The sequence below is a fragment of the Paenibacillus violae genome (genome assembly GCF_032461945.1).
Taxonomy (GTDB): Bacteria; Bacillota; Bacilli; order Paenibacillales; family NBRC-103111; genus Paenibacillus_E; species Paenibacillus_E violae.
This window is the reverse complement of the sequence record NZ_JAWCUD010000003.1, coordinates 620,053-638,002: the sequence shown is the minus strand read 5'-3', so window position 1 is coordinate 638,002 and position 17,950 is coordinate 620,053. Positions and strand designations below refer to the sequence as shown.

The following is a 17,950-nucleotide window of genomic DNA, read 5'->3' as shown; positions in this document are numbered from 1 at the left end:
GCCGTTCGGTGGTGCCACCACCACTACTAAACCGTTGTATCCTTTTTCCAAGAGGGATGTAATCCTGCGAATGAGCGAGTAAACGTGAGAAAATCCCTTAATACCGAGGGAAGTAACGGGCAGATTAGTTGAAAATCAATCGCGGTGAACCGTATCATAAGTAAGGCGAAGTTTTTGATTGTAACCGCTTGCTAGGCGCGGAAAAGTGCCCTAGATGGAGAGATTGGCGTGGTGAGGTCACCTGAGGGAAAGATCGGTGGGCAGGTGGCCTTCTGTGGGTGAATTTAACGGAAATTTCAAAGAGGATTAATTTTTCATGTCGTGTTGTGTATACTCCTCTGTACTGACACGAGCGTAGAGCACAACCCTCAGTATCTTGTTCATGTTTGCAAAATGCTCAAGTAATTAATTGAGCAAGGATATTGCTGAATAACATCGAAATATATAGCTGAAGAGAATGAATGTTTGCTTTGTCGTATAAGAGAGTAGAAACGACCACACTAAAAGGCGGTGTTCTTATGAGACAGAACAAGTTGAAAGCGTCTTCACACTTTACTCCTGTTGAATTAAACAATTGCTATAACAAGAAAATCAAGGAGCTAACCAATCAGGATTGTTCTGAGAGAGTTCTGGAGAATAAAGAGCACTTGTTGAGCGGGGAAGATGTTTTGTGGGGTATTCCTTTCCAACTGGGGGCAGAAGAAGACAAATGCGATGTAGTCGTATTGAACGATACGGAAGCATCGGTTTCTTTCGTACAACCCATTCACGAGAAATACCTCATTTTCTTGCATGCCGTGGATTATAAAAGTTCACCGGCTTCTGCAGATGGTATTATACACCCGATGATGGGGAATCCAAGGCTGGGCGAAGTGGTTTGCGAATATATTCTTGAATACAGCGACGGTTCCAGCCATTCCGTTCCGATAAGACGCCGTTTCCAAATTAATGAATTCCAACGCAGCTGGGGAGAAAACAGCTTTGAGTGCGTTAGCCATGCAAAGCCTCATGCCATACATACAACCACAGATAGCTTTAAGCTTGGCGAGATGCCGGAGAAGGATTGGGGAGGCAGCCAGTTCAGATTGGTTGGACCGGGAGAACGTAGTATCATGCATCATTGGCTCTATGCTTTAGAGAATCCGTTCCCCGAGAAAAATTTAATATCGATTAGAATGGTTCCACGGGATGGAGTTGTGTTCCTGTTTGGCATAACCAGAAGCCATCTGGAAACGAACCCGCTAAGATGGGAAAGCCGGAGGAAAACAAAGTTTTCTGTCCCCGAAGGCGGGAAGTTGAATAGATTTGGTGTGTACACAGCTATTGAATTGGATTTAGGAGCAGTTATCTCGATTACTCCCCTGCGGAATTATGACCATACGAATTGGGATAACAGCTATACCAACCAACAACCGAATGTTTCAACAACGGAAATGATTATCGAATATACGGCTCATCCGGATGCTTGTGTCTACTATGGGGAACAACGCGAGCATACATGTTATGTAAAACATTTGGAAAATGAGCAGTCTCCCGTATTTTTGTCGTTAACGTATCAATTCAGGAAGGTAACGGTTCGAGTTGTGGATCAAAAAACAAATAAACCGGTGCCTTCAAAGATTCATATTCATGGGCCGCTAGGCGAATATTTAGCTCCGATCAATCGCCATCGTATTCCAAATCCTTACTGGTTCGAGGATTATAGTACAGACTACGTAAATGGGAACCACTTCTGGACTTATATTGATGGCGAGGCGGAATATAAGCTTCCGATCGGCGAGCTGTTCATAGAAGTTACAAAGGGCTTTGAAATAAAGCCTATCCGCAGCAAATATCAGGTTAGCCCGGAAACGAGCGAAATCATTATACAATTGGAGCATTGCCTGCCTTGGCGGGCCAAAGGATGGGTTACCGCAGATACGCATGTACATTTCCTCTCCCCGCAGACTGCTTTGCTCGAAGGGGCTGCCGAAGGCGTGAATGTCATCAATTTGCTGGCAAGTCAATGGGGGGAAATGTTTAGCAGCGTTGGCGATTTCGATGGTAGAACGACCCTCGGCAGTCGTGAAAATGGTGGAGACGGTGAATATCTGGTTAGGGTCGGTACGGAGAATAGGCAACCAATTCTAGGTCACATCTCGTTGATTGGTTATGAGGGCAGGATGATTTTGCCTTTATCCTCAGACGGTCCGACTGAAGCTGCTTTAGGAGACCCGCTAGAGACGACAATTACCGAATGGGCCCGCAGGTGCCGTGAGCAGCACGGTATCAGCATATTGCCCCATTTACCGAATCCAAGGGCGGAGGGTGCGGCATCCATCATTCTGGGGGAAATCGACGGAGTCGAGATGTGTTCCTGGGGAAATTTATATGATGGAATAAGCAGCTATTCTTTATCCGATTGGTATAGATACCTGAACTGCGGCTATCAAGTGCCGGCTGTTGGCGGAACGGATAAAATGTCTGCAGACACTGCAGTGGGTACAATCAGAACGTACGCTTTAATAAAAGAACAATTCACGTACCAAAGTTGGATGGATGCCGTTCGTAAGGGGTTAACCTTTGTTACGTATGGACCGCTTCTCGATCTTTTTGTCAATGGATATGGAATGGGTTCCCAAATCGATTTGCCGAAAAACGGGGGAACGCTGGACATCCTATGGGAAGCAGCCACGGCTACGATCCCTGTAACCAAGATTGAACTGGTGATTAACGGAGAGACAAAAGAAGTCAAAACGGTGGATCCAACACAGCAAAATTATTCTGGAAGCTGGTCAGTTAAAATGGAGAGAAGCGGATGGCTGGCATTGCGAATTCGCGGACAATATCCGGGGAGACCGGAAGTCATCACTGCCCATTCTAGCCCTGTGATGGTCATTGTCGACAATCAGCGAATCATAAATGCAGCCGATGCGTTAACAATACTTGATCAAATAGAAGGATGCACGGCTTATATCAGCACACTGGCGACAAAGGCAGAGGAAAGCATATATAAAAAATTACTGATGGATTTAACGAGTGCTCATCGAGCCTTGCACCACCGTATGCATCATGCCGGGATTCATCACCACCATAATGTTGTGAATGACCATCACCACCACTAAAATACTGCCTCCTGCCTGTTCGAAGCACACCCCGAAGGAACGCGTCCGCCCTCGTTTCTTCGGGGGTTTCTTTTGCCCGCATATATTGGGTCATCTGACCACGCTCCAGTCCCTCGTGATATATAGTAAAATGAATTGAGGTAGTAAGTTCAGTTTTTGGGGGATTAGGGATGCCATCTTATGAATTTGAGTTGAAACCGAAAGAACTACTTCGACTACTGTTCTTTAAAAAAATCTGTCCTGTCTGCAAGAATAAGTTGGTGAAAAATAATGAAAAGACCTTTCTCGAAAGAGGTTGGTACAAAATGAACGGAACTCATTATTATGGAAACCAATATCACTTGAAGTTTCGTTACTACTGTGGAAATTGTTCTAGAGACATACAATTGCTTGAACTGCGACATATTAGATTTTTTAAAGACAAGCAGTCTTTAAACTAAACAATCCTGTAGAGCTTAAGAAATGAGCTTTGTAAAAAAAGGAGCGCCTCGGTATGATGGGTTTGTCGACAACACATCAGGGAGGCGCTCTTACTATGAAGTTTAAGCAAATAGATACACAAAATCAACGGGTCGAACAAATTACCACCTCGCATCTTGTTGTAGGAATCGATATGGCGAAAGAAATACATGTCGCACAAGCTACAAACTTCCGCGGAATAGTGGTTTCGAAACGTCATCTTTCGTTTTCCAATAGTATTGAAGGGTTTGAAAAACTGAGCCGTTGGATGAGTGAATTACTGCAGAAACATCAGTTGAAAAAGCTCATTATTGGCATGGAACCGACCGGGCATTACTGGTTTAATCTAGCCAACTGGTTAGTAGATAAAGGTGTGCATGTGGTTATGGTTAATCCGGCCACCACGAAGAGAAATAAAGAAAACCGGGATAATAGCCCTTCAAAGAATGACCCAAAAGATGCGCTTACCATCGCAGATTCTGTAAGCCGAGGCTTCTATTACGAGTACACCCGTCAATCACTTGTGTTCCAACGCTTGCGGACCATGATGAGTGACCGAGAATTTTGGGTGACGAATAGTGTACGGCTGCAGAATCGAATCATTCGCTGGTTAGACATTCGTTTCCCGGAGTATACGTCTGTATTTAAAGATTGGACTTGTAAGCGCTCATTGGCGACTCTCAAGACCTTCCCTTGTCCACAAGATCTTGAGAAGTATACGGTAACAGATATCATTAGCGCTTGGCGTGTCCATATGCAGCGTGCTGGAGGGACTACGGGGATGGAGAAGGCCTCGCAACTGATCGCACAAGCTAAGCGAAGTGTTGGAGAACGAGTTGCTGTTGAAGAAGCAAGAGCAGATTTAAAACGACTCATTGAAGAACATGAGCGTGTGACCTCCATGCTAGAACAGATCGAGAAGGATATCGAAGTGCTGCTTTCGGAGATTCCAATGGCGCAGCAACTTCGCAGTATAAAAGGACTCGGTAAGATCTTCACCGCGTCCATATTAGCTGGTACAGGGGATTTAAGGCAATATGCACACGGACGCCAGGTTTTACGGAAGGCAGGTCTTAATTTGGCCCAAAGCACGTCCGGAAAGCGCAAGGGACAAATTGTTCTTTCAAAACAGGGAGATTCCGCCTTGCGAAAATATCTCTATCTTGCGTCGGTTCAACTCGTTTGGAATAATCCCGTTTTTCGCCATCTGCATGAACAAAATTTGCAGGAAAAGAAGATGAAAAAGCAGCAGTCGATCTTTAAGTTAATTGGGAAACTAGCGAGAATCTTAGTTGGTATTGTTCAACGGGGAGAAAAGTTCATACCAGAAAAAACTATTTTGAACTGGACTGAAGCAGCTTAAGTTCTGAAGATACATCACGTATATTGACTCGTTCACGGAATTTCACACAAAGAAAGCACGGAGAACCGAGTTCGTTCCTCTTAAGGGCTAAGACCCATCCGCTAAACGCGATCGGTCTCCACACCTTGGACAAGTATAACGAAGGATTGTAAGGGCAATGACCCGTTGAGTTATGGGAGGGTGAACGCCAAGGGATTTGTGGAGTATGTGTGCAGTAGAAACTAATTGGGGAATATTTCCTAATAGTCTTCTATTTCCGCATGCCTTGCCCGCCCCCTCAAAAGGTCTACCTGTTCTCTATCCTAAAATTCACTTGATTTAAGGTGATGAAATTCTGCGAACGAGTGAGTATATGTGAGATAAACCCTTAAAACCGAGGGACGAGGAACGATAGCTTAACATCGAAAGAACTGCCGGGTGCAGTTCTTTTTTCTGTTACCGGTCATTTGTGGGTTTTACGTTGCTTCGTGTTCACAACCTCAAAAAATTCGACAACACCGGAGAAGATCTAGAGGATTTGATCTCGATCGGAACGATCGGATTGATTAAGGCGATCGAGTCTTTCTCACCGAATAAGGGTACGAAGCTTGCAACTTTTGCGGCTCGGTGTATCGAAAACGAAATACTTATGCATCTTCGCTCATTGAAGAAAACACGCAAGGATGTGTCCTTGCACGATCCCATCGGAACGGACAAAGAGGGGAATGAAATTACTTTGATTGACATCCTCGGTACGGAAGCCGACGATGTCGTAGATAAAGTGCAGCTCAAGATAGAGAAGAGCAAGATTTACCGGAACTTAGAGATTTTGGATGACCGCGAAAAGGAAGTTGTTGTCGGGCGGTTCGGTTTGGAGCTAGGCGGGGAAGAGCGGACGCAGCGGGAAATTGCGAAGGAGCTGGGCATTAGCCGCAGCTATGTATCACGGATTGAGAAGCGGGCACTGATGAAGCTGTATCATGAGTTTTATAAGGCGAAGCGGTAAGAGTTACGTCGGCCAGTTGGAGAAGTCGCATACTTCATTTATTTGGTTTCAGATAATGGAGGCGAAGAGTATGACCTTAATCCAGATTGAGCATGTAAGCAAGAGCTATGTGATGGGCGGGGAAACGATTCGTGCGTTGGACGATGTTTCGTTAGATATCGATCACGGTGAGTTTGTGGCGATCATGGGCCCGTCGGGGTCGGGGAAGTCGACGCTGATGAACATTTTGGGCTGCTTGGATGTTGCGGATGATGGGAACTACGTGTTGGACGGAAAGGGGATTAATAGGCTCAAAGATGCGCAGTTAGCTGAAATAAGGAACCGGAAGATCGGCTTCGTTTTCCAGAACTTTAATCTGCTGCCACGGCTGAATGCGTATGAGAATGTGGAGCTTCCGCTTATTTACCGGGGCATGAGTAAGCGTGAAAGGGAGCCGCTTGTCATGCAGGCATTGGAAGCGGTGGACTTGGTGGATCGCCGGAAGCATTTACCTTCGGAATTATCCGGCGGGCAGCAACAACGTGTTGCGATTGCGCGGACATTGGCAGGAAATCCGGCGATAATACTGGCGGATGAACCGACAGGGGCACTAGATTCGAAGACAGGTGTAGATATTTTGGAGATTTTTAAGAGATTAAATGAGCAAGGCAGGACGATTGTGTTGATTACACATGATCTGGCGATTGCGCAGCAGGCGAAGCGGGTTGTGTATTTTCGAGATGGGCGATTGAGTGAGATTGGATAAATGAGGGCCGGGACTCCTTTGGGGTTACGGTTTTTGAATTATGGTCCTCTATTTGCTAACAGTATCAACAGGTAAAATGTTAATAACTTCAGCTAATTTGTGGATATCTTTGGATAAACCAGCAATCTAGAACAAATGAATGCTCTAGATTGCTGGTTTATAGGTGTGTCTTAATCAATTACTCTTATTATCTTCAAGGTTTGTCCAACGCTCAACTTTAGCTCGAGGAAGCCTTCGCCCAGAGGGGACGGTGCGGTTTTTATATAATAATCAGGCGTATAATTCGTTACCCTGAATAGTCCGGTTTTAATATACCTGGTTGGCATCCTTATTTAACTGGTAGATTGACCATGCCAAAATAAGGCAGCGAAGCAGGACCACAGTAAGTGAGGTATCAGCAGCCACGCAGCAAGTTTGGCATAAAGAAGCATGAAATATATCAGCAGAAACGAAGTGAATGCTACTACAACCGTATCAAGGAAGGCTAAACGCAAATTTTTTAGTTTAAACTCGATAAAGGTAAAGGCTTGATTATCGATATAGTTTATCAACAAAGTCACGAAATAGGTGCAAACGTGAGAAGGATAACCTATTAAACAAAAACAACAAGAAAAATTCAATCGTTTTCAAAGTTGGCCTCTATCCCTTACAATGAAACCGTCACAGAGGATTGTTAGTTGATCTTAAGGAGGTCATTATGCCTTTTCTAGAAAGCTTGATGTCTACCCACTGGTTTCGAAATCAGCGGATACGCTACAAAATAATAATCATTTATTTTCCGCTTATTTTCATTCCCTTATTTATCCTTGGCTTTGTCTCCAATCACGTTTACACTGGTGCAATCGTCAAGAAGACGGTTAAAAACGTGTCGGATAATTCTTCTCTGATCATTACCCGCATCATGGGGATGTTAACCAATGTGGAGAGCTGTGCCAATATGCTGACCATTAATTTGAATAAAGTGATTGTAGAGGATCCGCAGACGCAGGGGGTACAGGAAACAAGCTTGCAGATGTACACGCAAATTACAAATCAACTCAGCTTTGCACTGCTCGTTTTTCCCGATGTCCAGTCGGCGGCATTCATAGATACGAGTAATCGTGTTTTCGGCTCCCATCTATTGATGGAGCGCAATATGGAAGAGATTACGAGTAGCGAGATGTTGAAACAAATTGACGCTTCTAGTGGTAATAACATATGGTTTCCTATGCAGCAACGGAGCTATTTGACAAAAGCATCGGATGAAACGGTGGTCACTTTGGGCAAACGAATTGTAAATATTTATACAGGGCAGAAGCTCGGTCTACTTATCTTAAATGTAAAAGAAAGTTCCTTGTCTTCGATTTATCAGAAAATCGGATCCATCCAAGATGGAAGATATTTCATTACTGATGAAACAGGCCTCGTTGTTTCTTCGCAGAACTCGGAGGATGTGCTCCATGAAGTTGAGGACCCTGCTTTGAAGCAATGGATATCCTCAGGTACCCATAAGTCTGATCTAGCTTCTTTTCAAAACGGCAAAACGCTGGTTGTAAGCTCGGACGTACCCAGTTTTGGATGGAAGCTGATATCGATGGCACCGCTGGAATCTTTAACTGCGGATACGCGCAAAATTACATTACTCATTGTGTTAATCGGATTCATATGCTTGCTTTTTGCCTTACTGGGAGCGGGTATGCTTTCTCAATTCATCGCTAAGCCCATTATGGGATTAACGAAGCACATGAAAAAGGTGAATGAAGGGACGCTGGATCAAGAGTTCCAAGTGGATTCCGCTGATGAGATCGGGCTGTTGGCATCTGGATTTAACGCGATGATCAGACGCATACAAGAGCTCTTAACTAATGTTAATTACGAGCAAAAGAAGAAACGAGAGTATGAACTAGCACTCATCCAGGCGCAAATAAAGCCGCATTTTTTGTACAATACACTCGACGTAATTTATACGCTTTCTGAAATGGGACGAGCCCGAGATGTTCAGCGTACGACCAAAGCGCTTGCAGATTTTTATCGTGTAGCGCTAAGCAAGGGGTTAGAAACGATTTCGATAGAGGAAGAGATCCGTAATGTGAAGGACTATTTGTCTATCCAACGTATCCGCTATTCAGAAGTATTTACCTTTGAATTTGATATCCATAATGAGGTGGTAAGCGGTCTCATTCCAAAATTGACGATTCAGCCGTTGGTTGAGAATGCCATTTACCATGGTCTGAAGACGAAAGGCACGATAGGTCTTTTGAAAGTAACGGGAATCAATATGGACGGAAAAATAAAAATCGTCGTCAGCGACAACGGCGTAGGTATGCAGCCGGAACGGCTGGAAGCGTTATTGAGTAGACCGAAAGATCCTCAAGAAGCCATAGGCTACGGTCTCAGGAATGTAAATGATCGCATCCAATTGTATTTTGGCGATGATTATGGGCTTCAGATTACTAGTGAACCTGGGCATGGAACAGAAGTGACACTGTGGCTGCCTTTTCAAAGTGAGGAAGGATAAGAGATGCAAAAAATAGTGATTGTTGACGATGAGTCTATTTTCAGGGAATACCTGCGTACTGCTTTAGATTGGGAAGCTTACGGATTTGAAATTTGTGCAGAAGCAAAAAATGGGATTGAGGCCTTGGAGCAAGTTCAGACGCATCTTCCGGATATTGCGCTGGTGGATATTACGATGCCTTTCATGGACGGGTTGCAGTTAACAGAGGTATTAAAGGAAAGATTCCCACAAACAAGTGTCGTGCTGATTACGGGTCATAATGAATTTGATTATGCAAGAAAAGCACTCAAACTTGGCGTTGAAGATTACATCCTCAAACCGTTCTCGAAGGATGAATTAGTTCTGACCCTGCTCAAATTACAGAAGGAACACCTGCGGGTGCAAGAAGAAAAGTCAACATTAAAGGAAAATCAGCTCCTTATGAAAGAAAGCTTTCTGAATCATTTGCTGGGAAGCGACTATAATCTCTCGGATGAGGAGACGAGCGCGAAGCTGGGTCTTTTTGGCGAAAATTTCGATTCCGCATGCTTCGTAGTGGCTTGTATTGAAATTGATAACATGGATGCACGTTGGAATAAAGTGAGTGAGAGGCTCTTATGGAAATATGCGGTGACGAATATTTTGAATGAGGCGCTGGAGGAGACCGGCAATCATTTGATTTTTAATGGACCGGAGGGGCGCATTATTTGTCTAGTGGAGCATCAAGGTAAAGCAAGTCTAGAGACACCTGCGTTGGAAGGTTATGAGAAATTGTGTTTTCTGATCAAGAAACATCTGAAGTTTACGATTACGGTGGGGGTCGGGCGCAGTCAAGGCGGTTATCGAGGTATTCGAAAATCCTATTTGGAGGCGCTCGAAGCACTGCAAAACAAATTCGTACTCGGCAACGACCGTGTAATCGCTTATGGAGCAGCATCGCAGGGATTCGGGACGAAAGCGTTCTATCCGACGGAAGTCAGTGAAGAATTGCTCGTTCAAATGCGCATGAATAGCAATGAGAAAGTGGAATCTAAACTGGAAGAGGTGTTCCAAACCATTCGCGAGCAGCGGCTTTCTTTGGACTATACGTATGTCATCTCTATGGGGTTGGTTTCGGTTTGTTTATCTTATGTGACGGAGAATGGCCAACCGATTGAGGACTGCTTTGGTGAAGCCTTCTTCCCTTACAGTGAGATTAAACGGTTGGAATCTATCGATGCTACATCTGTATGGATCAAGGAATTATTCAGCCGGGCGCTTGAATATACAGGAAAACATAAGAAAACGAGATCATCCAAAATTGCTCAATCCGCCAAGGAGTATATTGAGCAGCGCTATCACGACCCGGAACTTCAGGTCGATCAAATCGCCCAGCACGTGTTCATGAATCCGAGTTATCTACGAGCCGTGTTTAAGAAAGAGATCGGGATGACAGTGACGGATTATGTCACTCATGTGCGGATGCACAAAGCGAAGGAGCAGCTCGGCAAAGGGAATATTCGGCTGGCGGATATTGCCGAGAATATCGGTTTTAGTGATCCGAGCTACTTTAGTAAAAGCTTCAAGAAGTTTTTTGGCTATTCGCCGAGTGAGTATGAAAATAATCGCTTTTAAGGGTTTTTCCCAATGTGCGGATTTTACAAGAAGCCCTCAGTTATTCCATTATCACAGACTGGGATTCCTTTTATACTGAGGTTGTAGAGATGAAACGCACAAGATGCCAGGGAGGGTTCTTCACATGAAAAAGATGGCAGTTACGCTCGTAAGTTTGCTCACAGCTACTAGCCTTGCGGCTTGCGGAACGACAGAAACCAAAACAGAAGGAAACGCATCAACGGCACCAACGCCAGCTGCGACTGCTGCACCTGCGAAGTCGGAGGCCAAGCCGGTTAAACTAAGAGTTTATGCGCAATATGCGGATGAAGATACGAAAACGCCTTATGATTACGCCGTTGCTGAGCTTAAGAAAGAAATGCCGAATGTAGAACTGGAGCTTGATATTCAAGCGCAGGATGATGGCCAAAAGCTGAAAACGTATGCTGCGACAGGCAATCTGCCGGATATTTTTCAAGCGGGCTTAGACATTATCGATACGTTCAAGAAATCCAATAACATTCTGGTATTGGATGATTATGTAACAAAATTTGGTTACAAAGAGAAAATGCAGCCAAGTGCCATGAATACACTCGTAACGGCCGACGGACATACTTACGCATTCCCATATGCGGGCAACGAAGTCGCTCTGTTGTTCTACAACAAAGACCTGTTCCAGCAAAACGGGGTGAAAGTACCGACAACCTACGATGAAATGATGACAGCAGTGAAATCTTTTAATGCAAAAGGGATTACGCCGCTATCCATTTTCGCGAAGGAGAAATGGCCATGTGTAGCACTTTACGATATGTTCGTTACTCGTGCTGAACCGGGTGGTGTGACGAAGCTGGATAAAGGTGAGGCGAAAGCGGACGATGCCGCTTACAAAACGGCTGCGGAGAAAATTATCGAGCTGGTGAAAGCCGGCATGCTGCCAAAAGGAGCAACAAACCTGAACTACGATCAGGCAGCAGCTCTCTTCCATGAAGGCAAGGCAGCCATGTTCGTTAACGGACAATGGGAGATTGAGGCCAGCACCAAGGCGCTTGGTGACAAAGCAGGCTACTTGTACATACCAGCAGCAGACGCTGCTGCGTTTGAAAAGGGCAAAACCGCCTTCAGCGGCAGCGGTGGTCCTGGCGGTTATGCTGTATCTGCCAACACGAAAGATAAAGAACTGGCAGCGAAAGTGGCTTCATTCCTGTCTTTAAAATATGCAGAATACAAATATACGAATCGTAGCAATCCAATCGTAGCAACTAAAGTTGATAAGCCGGTCGTAAAGCAATTCCCTCCGATGATGGAGCAGTTATCCAAGGATATTCCTAAAATAACAAGCACGACTGCTTTCTCCTGGGGATTATCTAATCCGAAGTTCAAAGCAGCGTTAGAAGATGCAACGCAAAACCTGATGACAGGAAATTATACGGCAGATCAATTCGTGAAAGATTTGAATAAAGCGGCAGTCACAGCGAAATAATTGAGGTTTGTGGAAAGGAGACTCACACTGGATTGTTCCAAAACCGGTGTGAGTTTTCTACTAAATAAGGGAAGTGATGAAATGCGCAAATTCATGGGAAATAAGACGGCGATTATGCTGTTCACGCTGCCTGCTCTCCTTTTGTATACAGTTATCGTGTTCTATCCGATCTTGCAAACCTTTTATCGCAGTACATTTGAATGGGACGGATTAAGCGAAGGCACTTTTATTTTTCTGGATAATTATATTCGGTTGCTTCAAGATTCTATATTTTACACTTCTTTGTATAACGGTCTTGTGTTTGCTGCAATCCTGGCCGTTGTCCAGATAGGAATTGGCACTGTGCTTGCTTTTGCCGTTGCGGAAGGGTTTCGAGGAAGTAAGTTCCTAAGAATCTCTTACTTCATTCCAGTCGTTCTCTCCATTACGGTTGTGTGCCAACTGTGGCTGGCGATGTACAACAGCGAGTACGGTTTGATTAACAAATTATTTGAAACACTGGGCATCTCCTACCGTCAGGATTGGCTGACTAATAGTAAAACAGCTATATTCGCAATCGCTTTTGTCAATGCATGGCAGTACATGGGCTACCAGTTTGCGTTGTTATTGGCAGCTGTTAAGTCCGTGCCGGAGCAATATTTGGAAGCTGCTCGCATCGACGGGGCATCTAAGATGAAGGCGCATCTCAAAATTACAATTCCCATGCTGGCTGAAACGTACAAGTTTTGTCTGGTCCTTGCAATTACTGGAGGACTCAACGCTTTTGCCAATATGTTCATTATGACAGGTGGAGGTCCGGGAAATTCTACGTACACCCTGACCTACTTGATGTACCGTTCGGCATTCCGTGTCGGCGAGTTCGGCTATGGAAGCGCTGCGGCTGCATTCCTGGTTATTGAATGTTTGATCGTCACTGTAGCGATTAACCGATTGATCGCACGCGAACGGATTACCTTTTAGAAGGAGGATGAGCAATGAACGGAAGACTTAGACTACGCAAGAACAATCCGCTGCTAGCCGTCTTCTTATGGATCTATGCAGGATTGTCCGTATATCCGCTGCTGTGGATGGTGTTTTACTCATTTAAAAATAACAATGAAATTTTCGTTACAAATCCTTTTGGTTTTCCTACTCATTTCCGATTTGAAAATTATGCGGATGCATGGTCGAGATTCAATGTTCCTGTCTACTTCAGCAATAGCTTGCTTGTAGCAGCAGCAACCGTTGTGGGAACGATTGCGCTTTCTGTCACGTTCTCGTATGCGGTTGCGAGGATGCAGTGGCGCTTGAAGGAAGCTGCTCGCATTTATATCATTATAGGGATGTTCATTCCCATTCAAGTGATTATGATTCCGTTGGCCATCTTAGTGCGTGAGTTTCATTTGGCCAATACGTACTGGGCTCTTATCGTTCCGTATATTGCTTTCAACATTTCATTTTCTAGTATGGTGTTTTATGGTTTTTTTCGGAGTATACCTGTGGAGCTGGAGGAGTCAGCCTGCATGGATGGGGCCAGCATATACCGGACCTTCTACACGATCATATTGCCAATTATTAAGCCTGCTATTGCGACGATGGTGATCTTCGTTTTCTTATCTGCTTGGAATGAATTTACAATGGCGCTCATTCTTATTACCAAAGAGTCATTGAAAACATTGCCGCTCGGTCTGCTCTTCTTCCAAGGACAGTTCACAACCAACTGGGGTGCGATGGGAGCAGCGATGACCATTGCAAGCTTGCCAACAGTACTGGTTTACGTGCTCTTTAGCGAACAAGTAGAGAAGGCGTTGACCGTTGGTTCTGCGGTAAAAGGGTAAACCGTCTGGAATAGCTACCACAAGTTTCAGTAAGGAATACAAGATGCATGTATTTAAGATGAATTGACAAATGGTCGTTGACGGAAAGATATTTTTATTTAAGGAGCCGCGTGGCAAATATGCTAATGCGACTCCTTATTTTGTGTACCTATTTTGAGAATCAGGAATGGGAGTACAGTTGCCTAATACTACAATGCTTTGCCTTTCATTTAACTACCTAAGTTAATGAAGGGTTTATTGTTGTTAATTCGCATATATTTTGATAGTTCCTAGCAGCTAGGGGCATCTCGTCAAGAATTTTCTAGTCCTAACAAGCTTTTCGCAAGAATTTGTTAATGTATTCAAGAATGTTGGAGGCTATAGTAGAGCTTGTGTTCGACTGAATAAAGACATCACCAAAGAGAAACGGAGGCAGAACGATGAAGCTTGTCAAAAACATGGACAGGAAACAAATTGCGGAGAACCGCAACGCTCAGTCGGGAGTGAGTTTGGCAGCGTCCTTCAGGAGAACGATCGCGAAAGATTTGTTTCTATATGCGCTTGTTGCTCCTGGACTGTTGTATTTTCTTATATTTAAATATGTCCCGATGTGGGGGGTAATGATTTCTTTTCAGAACTATTCCCCCTTCTTAGGCTTCTTTAAGAGTGAATGGGTTGGATTTGAACATTTCGCCAGGCTATTTTCTAATGCAGACTTTTATATGCTATTTCGTAATACAATGGCGATTAATGTACTTAGTCTCGTGTTCTTCTTTCCTCTTCCAATTATTGTAGCGCTATTGCTGAACGAGTTACAAACGGAGTGGTTTAAAAAAACGCTGCAATCCGTCGTCTACTTGCCACACTTTCTGTCATGGGTCGTCATCGTCGGGCTGAGCCTGTTACTGCTATCTAAGGAACACGGTGTACTCAACCAGTTGCTGGAGTTAGTAGGTTGGGGACCAATTGAATTCTTGACGGAGCCTAAATACTTCTGGGCACTGTTAACAGGCCAGACAATATGGAAGGAATTGGGCTGGGGGACCGTGATTTTCCTTGCTGCGATTGCGGGTGTAGACCCACAGCTATATGAGGCAGCAAAGATGGACGGTGCGGGTCGCATTCGTATGATGTGGAACGTTACGTTGCCCTCGATTCGAAATGTCATCATCATTCTATTAATACTGCGAATCGGCCATATGATGGACGTGGGCTTCGAGCAGGTGTTTCTGATGATGAACGGAGCTGTAGCGGATGTAGCAGAAGTATTTGATACTTATGTATTTCGCGTGGGTATTAAACAGGGTGATTTCAGTTACAGTACGGCAGTCGGTTTATTTAAATCAATTGTAGGCCTTGTGCTGGTCATTGGAGCTAATAAGCTTTCCAAAAAATTCGGAGAGGAAGGCGTGTATTAATGGCAGCCATAAACGTCAACAATCGGATTCGAATTCCGCTCTCCGACCGTATGTTTCGGGTGAGCAATATCGTGCTTTTGACCCTATTGGGACTCGTGTGTCTCTTTCCTTTCTATTATGTACTCGTTGTTTCATTCGCTACTCCGGCAGAATACAGACAAGGAGGATTGCTGCTCTGGCCTCATGAATGGACTTTGGTATCGTATCGATACATTCTGGCGACACCTTCATTCATCCGAGCGGCCGGAATCTCGTTGTTCCTAGCCGTTGTGGGTACGGCGGTAAGTCTCGTCGTCACGTCTACGCTCGCCTACGGCTTGTCACGCAAACGCTTAAAGGGAAGAAAGACGATGCTCCTGCTCATTCTGATTACAACTTTATTTAATCCGGGCATCATTCCGGGCTATTTGGTGGTCAAAGAGCTTGGGATGATCAACAGCTTATCCTCGCTTATTTTGCCGGTTCTTACCAGCGGTTGGTACGTCCTGCTCATGAAGGGTTTTTTCGATTCAATTCCTGCCAGCCTGGAAGAATCTGCGCGGATTGACGGGTGCAACGATGTGAGCGTCTGGTTTCGCATCATTTTGCCGCTTTCGCTCTCTTCGCTGGCCGCTTTCGGACTATTTTACGCTGTAGCGTACTGGAACACCTTCTTCTCAGCGGTATTGTTCATTAATGATGCGGAGAAATGGCCATTGCAAATTTTCTTGCAGAATCTGCTCATCGATTCGTCGACGGCACTCGGTGTTGATTCACTAGTTAATTTGGATATGCAGAATATTCCTGCGGAAACGAAGAAGATGGCAGCAATTGTACTATCTACATTACCGATTCTTATGGTATATCCGTTCCTTCAAAAGCATTTTGCCAAAGGTACCATGGTTGGTTCCGTGAAGGAATGATATGATAAAAAAACATCAAAGGGAGGATTTAGTATGAATCTCAAGAAGAGAACGGTGCTGACGTTGACGGTGATGGTGGCGACAGCATTGGCGCTTTCCGCCTGTTCGGGCGGAGGGAACAAGAGTAATGGAGCTGGTAGCGGTGCCCAGCAGGCTCCAGGAAAACCGGCTGAGACAAAACCGTTAGATGTAAGTGTTCTTTCAATTTATTACCAGAAGGAACCGCCAACTAAGGACAACGCTGTGCTGAAGGAAGTAGAGAAGCGGACAAATACCAATCTGAATATTACGTGGGTCGCTCCTAATAATTTCTCCGAAAAGGTCAATGTGACGCTGGCTTCGGGCGATCTTCCCGATCTGATGCTGGTGACAGACATCGCCAATGCCTCTTTCCGGACCATGGCGAAGCAAGGAGCATTTTGGGATTTGACCGAATTGATTAAAAGCTACCCGAATTTGATGAAGTTCCCGGATATTACCTTCTCCAATACGAAAATTGAGGGCAAGCTCTACGGCATACCTCGGGTGCGGCCAACGGAAGGTAACGCGCAGCCACTTATCCGTGCCGATTGGTTGACCAAGCTGAACCTGAAGATGCCGGAAACGACAGAGGATCTGTATAAGGTGATGAAGGCATTCAAAGAGAGCGCGCCGGACGGGCAAAAGGATACGATTGGACTATCGGGTTACGTCAATCAGAACGATATGGGGCAATTCGGTTTCATTGAGAACAGCTTCATTGGTAACAGTGGCAAGTACAAAGTCGTCGACGGCAAAATTACGGATATGACGTTTAGTTCTGAAATGAAGCAGTCGCTTGAATGGTTCCGACGTGCCTATAAAGAAGGGCTAATTCCGCAAGATTTCGCACTCCTAAAACACAATCAGGCGAAAGATCTCGTCTTCGCCGGCAAAGCTGGTATCTTTCCAGATAAACCAAATCAGGAACCTGCCATGGTGCAAGGTGTTGCGTCGGCTGTACCAAGTTCGAAGCCCGATTTTGCATGGATGCCATATCTGATTGGGCCAAGCGGTACGAAGTATGCGGCTAAGGGTAATGGTCATTTCGGCATGTTCGTAATCTCGAAGAAGGTGCCGGAAGACAAAGTGAAAAAGCTGCTGGCATTCCTGGATTACGGGGCTTCAGACGAAGGGTCGGATCTGGCAAACTATGGAATGAAGGACGTTCATTTCACCTTACAAGGTGACAACAGAGTGCTGACTGATGCAGCAAAGAATGATCCGAGCTTCCAGTTTATGCAAAATATTTTCATGAAATTTGATAAATATGCGAACGTAGCACTAGGAATGACCCCAGAACTGACAAAGAGGGACATGGCGTATATTGATGCTGCAGAGAAAGTTAGTATTCCAAGCCCACTAGATGGAGTGACCTCGCCAACTGCGCAGAAGTTAGGCAGCGACTATGACAAGAAGATTCAAGATATGAAGACGAAGGTTATCATGGAGAAGGTTACACTTGGAGATTGGGACCAGTTCGTAGCAGCGCTTAAAGCCGACGCAAATTACATGAAAATTCAAGAGGAGTATAACGCCGAGTATCAGAAGAAGGCCAGCTCCAAATAATGCTAGTCCCTCATGAGCTCTTACCAAGCCCATGAGGGCTTG

General features: G+C 44.9%; 13 protein-coding genes. 12 read left to right on the top strand and 1 reads right to left on the bottom strand.

The window, feature by feature from the left end; translation table 11 throughout:
- The first annotated feature begins 518 nt into the window (after positions 1–518).
- The 4 genes from RQP52_RS13940 to RQP52_RS13925 all read left to right on the top strand — a co-directional run bounded on the left by RQP52_RS13940 (position 519) and on the right by RQP52_RS13925 (position 6,656).
- A complete protein-coding gene (locus tag RQP52_RS13940; RefSeq protein ID WP_315952227.1) occupies positions 519–3,104 on the top strand; it encodes a CehA/McbA family metallohydrolase in 2,586 nt (861 codons plus the stop codon).
- Between the two features lie 535 nt (positions 3,105–3,639).
- Positions 3,640–4,926, top strand: coding sequence for an IS110 family RNA-guided transposase (locus RQP52_RS13935; protein WP_315952226.1), 1,287 nt, complete (start codon positions 3,640–3,642; stop codon positions 4,924–4,926).
- A 448-nt stretch (positions 4,927–5,374) separates the two neighbouring features.
- Complete coding sequence (gene sigK / locus RQP52_RS13930) at positions 5,375–5,911, top strand: RNA polymerase sporulation sigma factor SigK (protein WP_315952224.1); 537 nt, start codon at positions 5,375–5,377, stop codon at positions 5,909–5,911.
- Positions 5,912–5,981: 70 nt separating this feature from the next.
- On the top strand, positions 5,982–6,656 hold the full coding sequence (locus RQP52_RS13925) for an ABC transporter ATP-binding protein (protein ID WP_315952223.1): 675 nt from the start codon (positions 5,982–5,984) through the stop codon (positions 6,654–6,656).
- Between the two features lie 332 nt (positions 6,657–6,988).
- Here the strand turns inward: RQP52_RS13925 and RQP52_RS36480 are convergent, their stop codons facing one another.
- Complete coding sequence (locus RQP52_RS36480; RefSeq protein WP_379174849.1) at positions 6,989–7,216, bottom strand: tryptophan-rich sensory protein; 228 nt, start codon at positions 7,214–7,216, stop codon at positions 6,989–6,991.
- A gap of 137 nt (positions 7,217–7,353) precedes the next feature.
- Between RQP52_RS36480 and RQP52_RS13920 the strand changes: the two genes are divergently transcribed.
- The 8 genes from RQP52_RS13920 (at position 7,354) to RQP52_RS13885 (ending at position 17,908) form a co-directional block, all read left to right on the top strand.
- Entirely contained in the window at positions 7,354–9,153 is a 1,800-nt protein-coding gene (locus RQP52_RS13920; RefSeq protein WP_315952221.1) for a sensor histidine kinase, read from the top strand.
- 3 nt (positions 9,154–9,156) lie between these two features.
- Entirely contained in the window at positions 9,157–10,746 is a 1,590-nt protein-coding gene (locus RQP52_RS13915) for a response regulator (protein WP_315952220.1), read from the top strand.
- A 124-nt stretch (positions 10,747–10,870) separates the two neighbouring features.
- Positions 10,871–12,205, top strand: a complete 1,335-nt coding sequence (locus RQP52_RS13910) for an ABC transporter substrate-binding protein (RefSeq protein WP_315952219.1) — start codon at positions 10,871–10,873, stop codon at positions 12,203–12,205.
- Between the two features lie 81 nt (positions 12,206–12,286).
- Positions 12,287–13,165 (top strand): carbohydrate ABC transporter permease, encoded by an 879-nt coding sequence (locus tag RQP52_RS13905; protein WP_315952217.1) that lies wholly within the window; start codon positions 12,287–12,289, stop codon positions 13,163–13,165.
- Between the two features lie 14 nt (positions 13,166–13,179).
- Positions 13,180–14,022, top strand: coding sequence for a carbohydrate ABC transporter permease (locus tag RQP52_RS13900; RefSeq protein WP_315952216.1), 843 nt, complete (start codon positions 13,180–13,182; stop codon positions 14,020–14,022).
- Between the two features lie 419 nt (positions 14,023–14,441).
- The gene (locus RQP52_RS13895) at positions 14,442–15,419 is read left to right on the top strand and encodes an ABC transporter permease (RefSeq protein WP_315952215.1); all 978 of its coding nucleotides are present in this window, start codon (positions 14,442–14,444) and stop codon (positions 15,417–15,419) included.
- Positions 15,419–16,321: a carbohydrate ABC transporter permease gene (locus RQP52_RS13890; protein WP_315952214.1), complete on the top strand. Its 903-nt coding sequence runs from the start codon at positions 15,419–15,421 to the stop codon at positions 16,319–16,321. Before RQP52_RS13895 ends, RQP52_RS13890 begins: the two co-directional genes overlap by 1 nt.
- Positions 16,322–16,354: 33 nt before the next feature.
- Positions 16,355–17,908 carry a type 2 periplasmic-binding domain-containing protein gene (locus RQP52_RS13885; RefSeq protein WP_315952213.1) on the top strand — a complete coding sequence of 518 codons (1,554 nt, stop codon included), beginning with the start codon at positions 16,355–16,357 and terminating at the stop codon, positions 17,906–17,908.
- Positions 17,909–17,950: the final 42 nt, after the last annotated feature.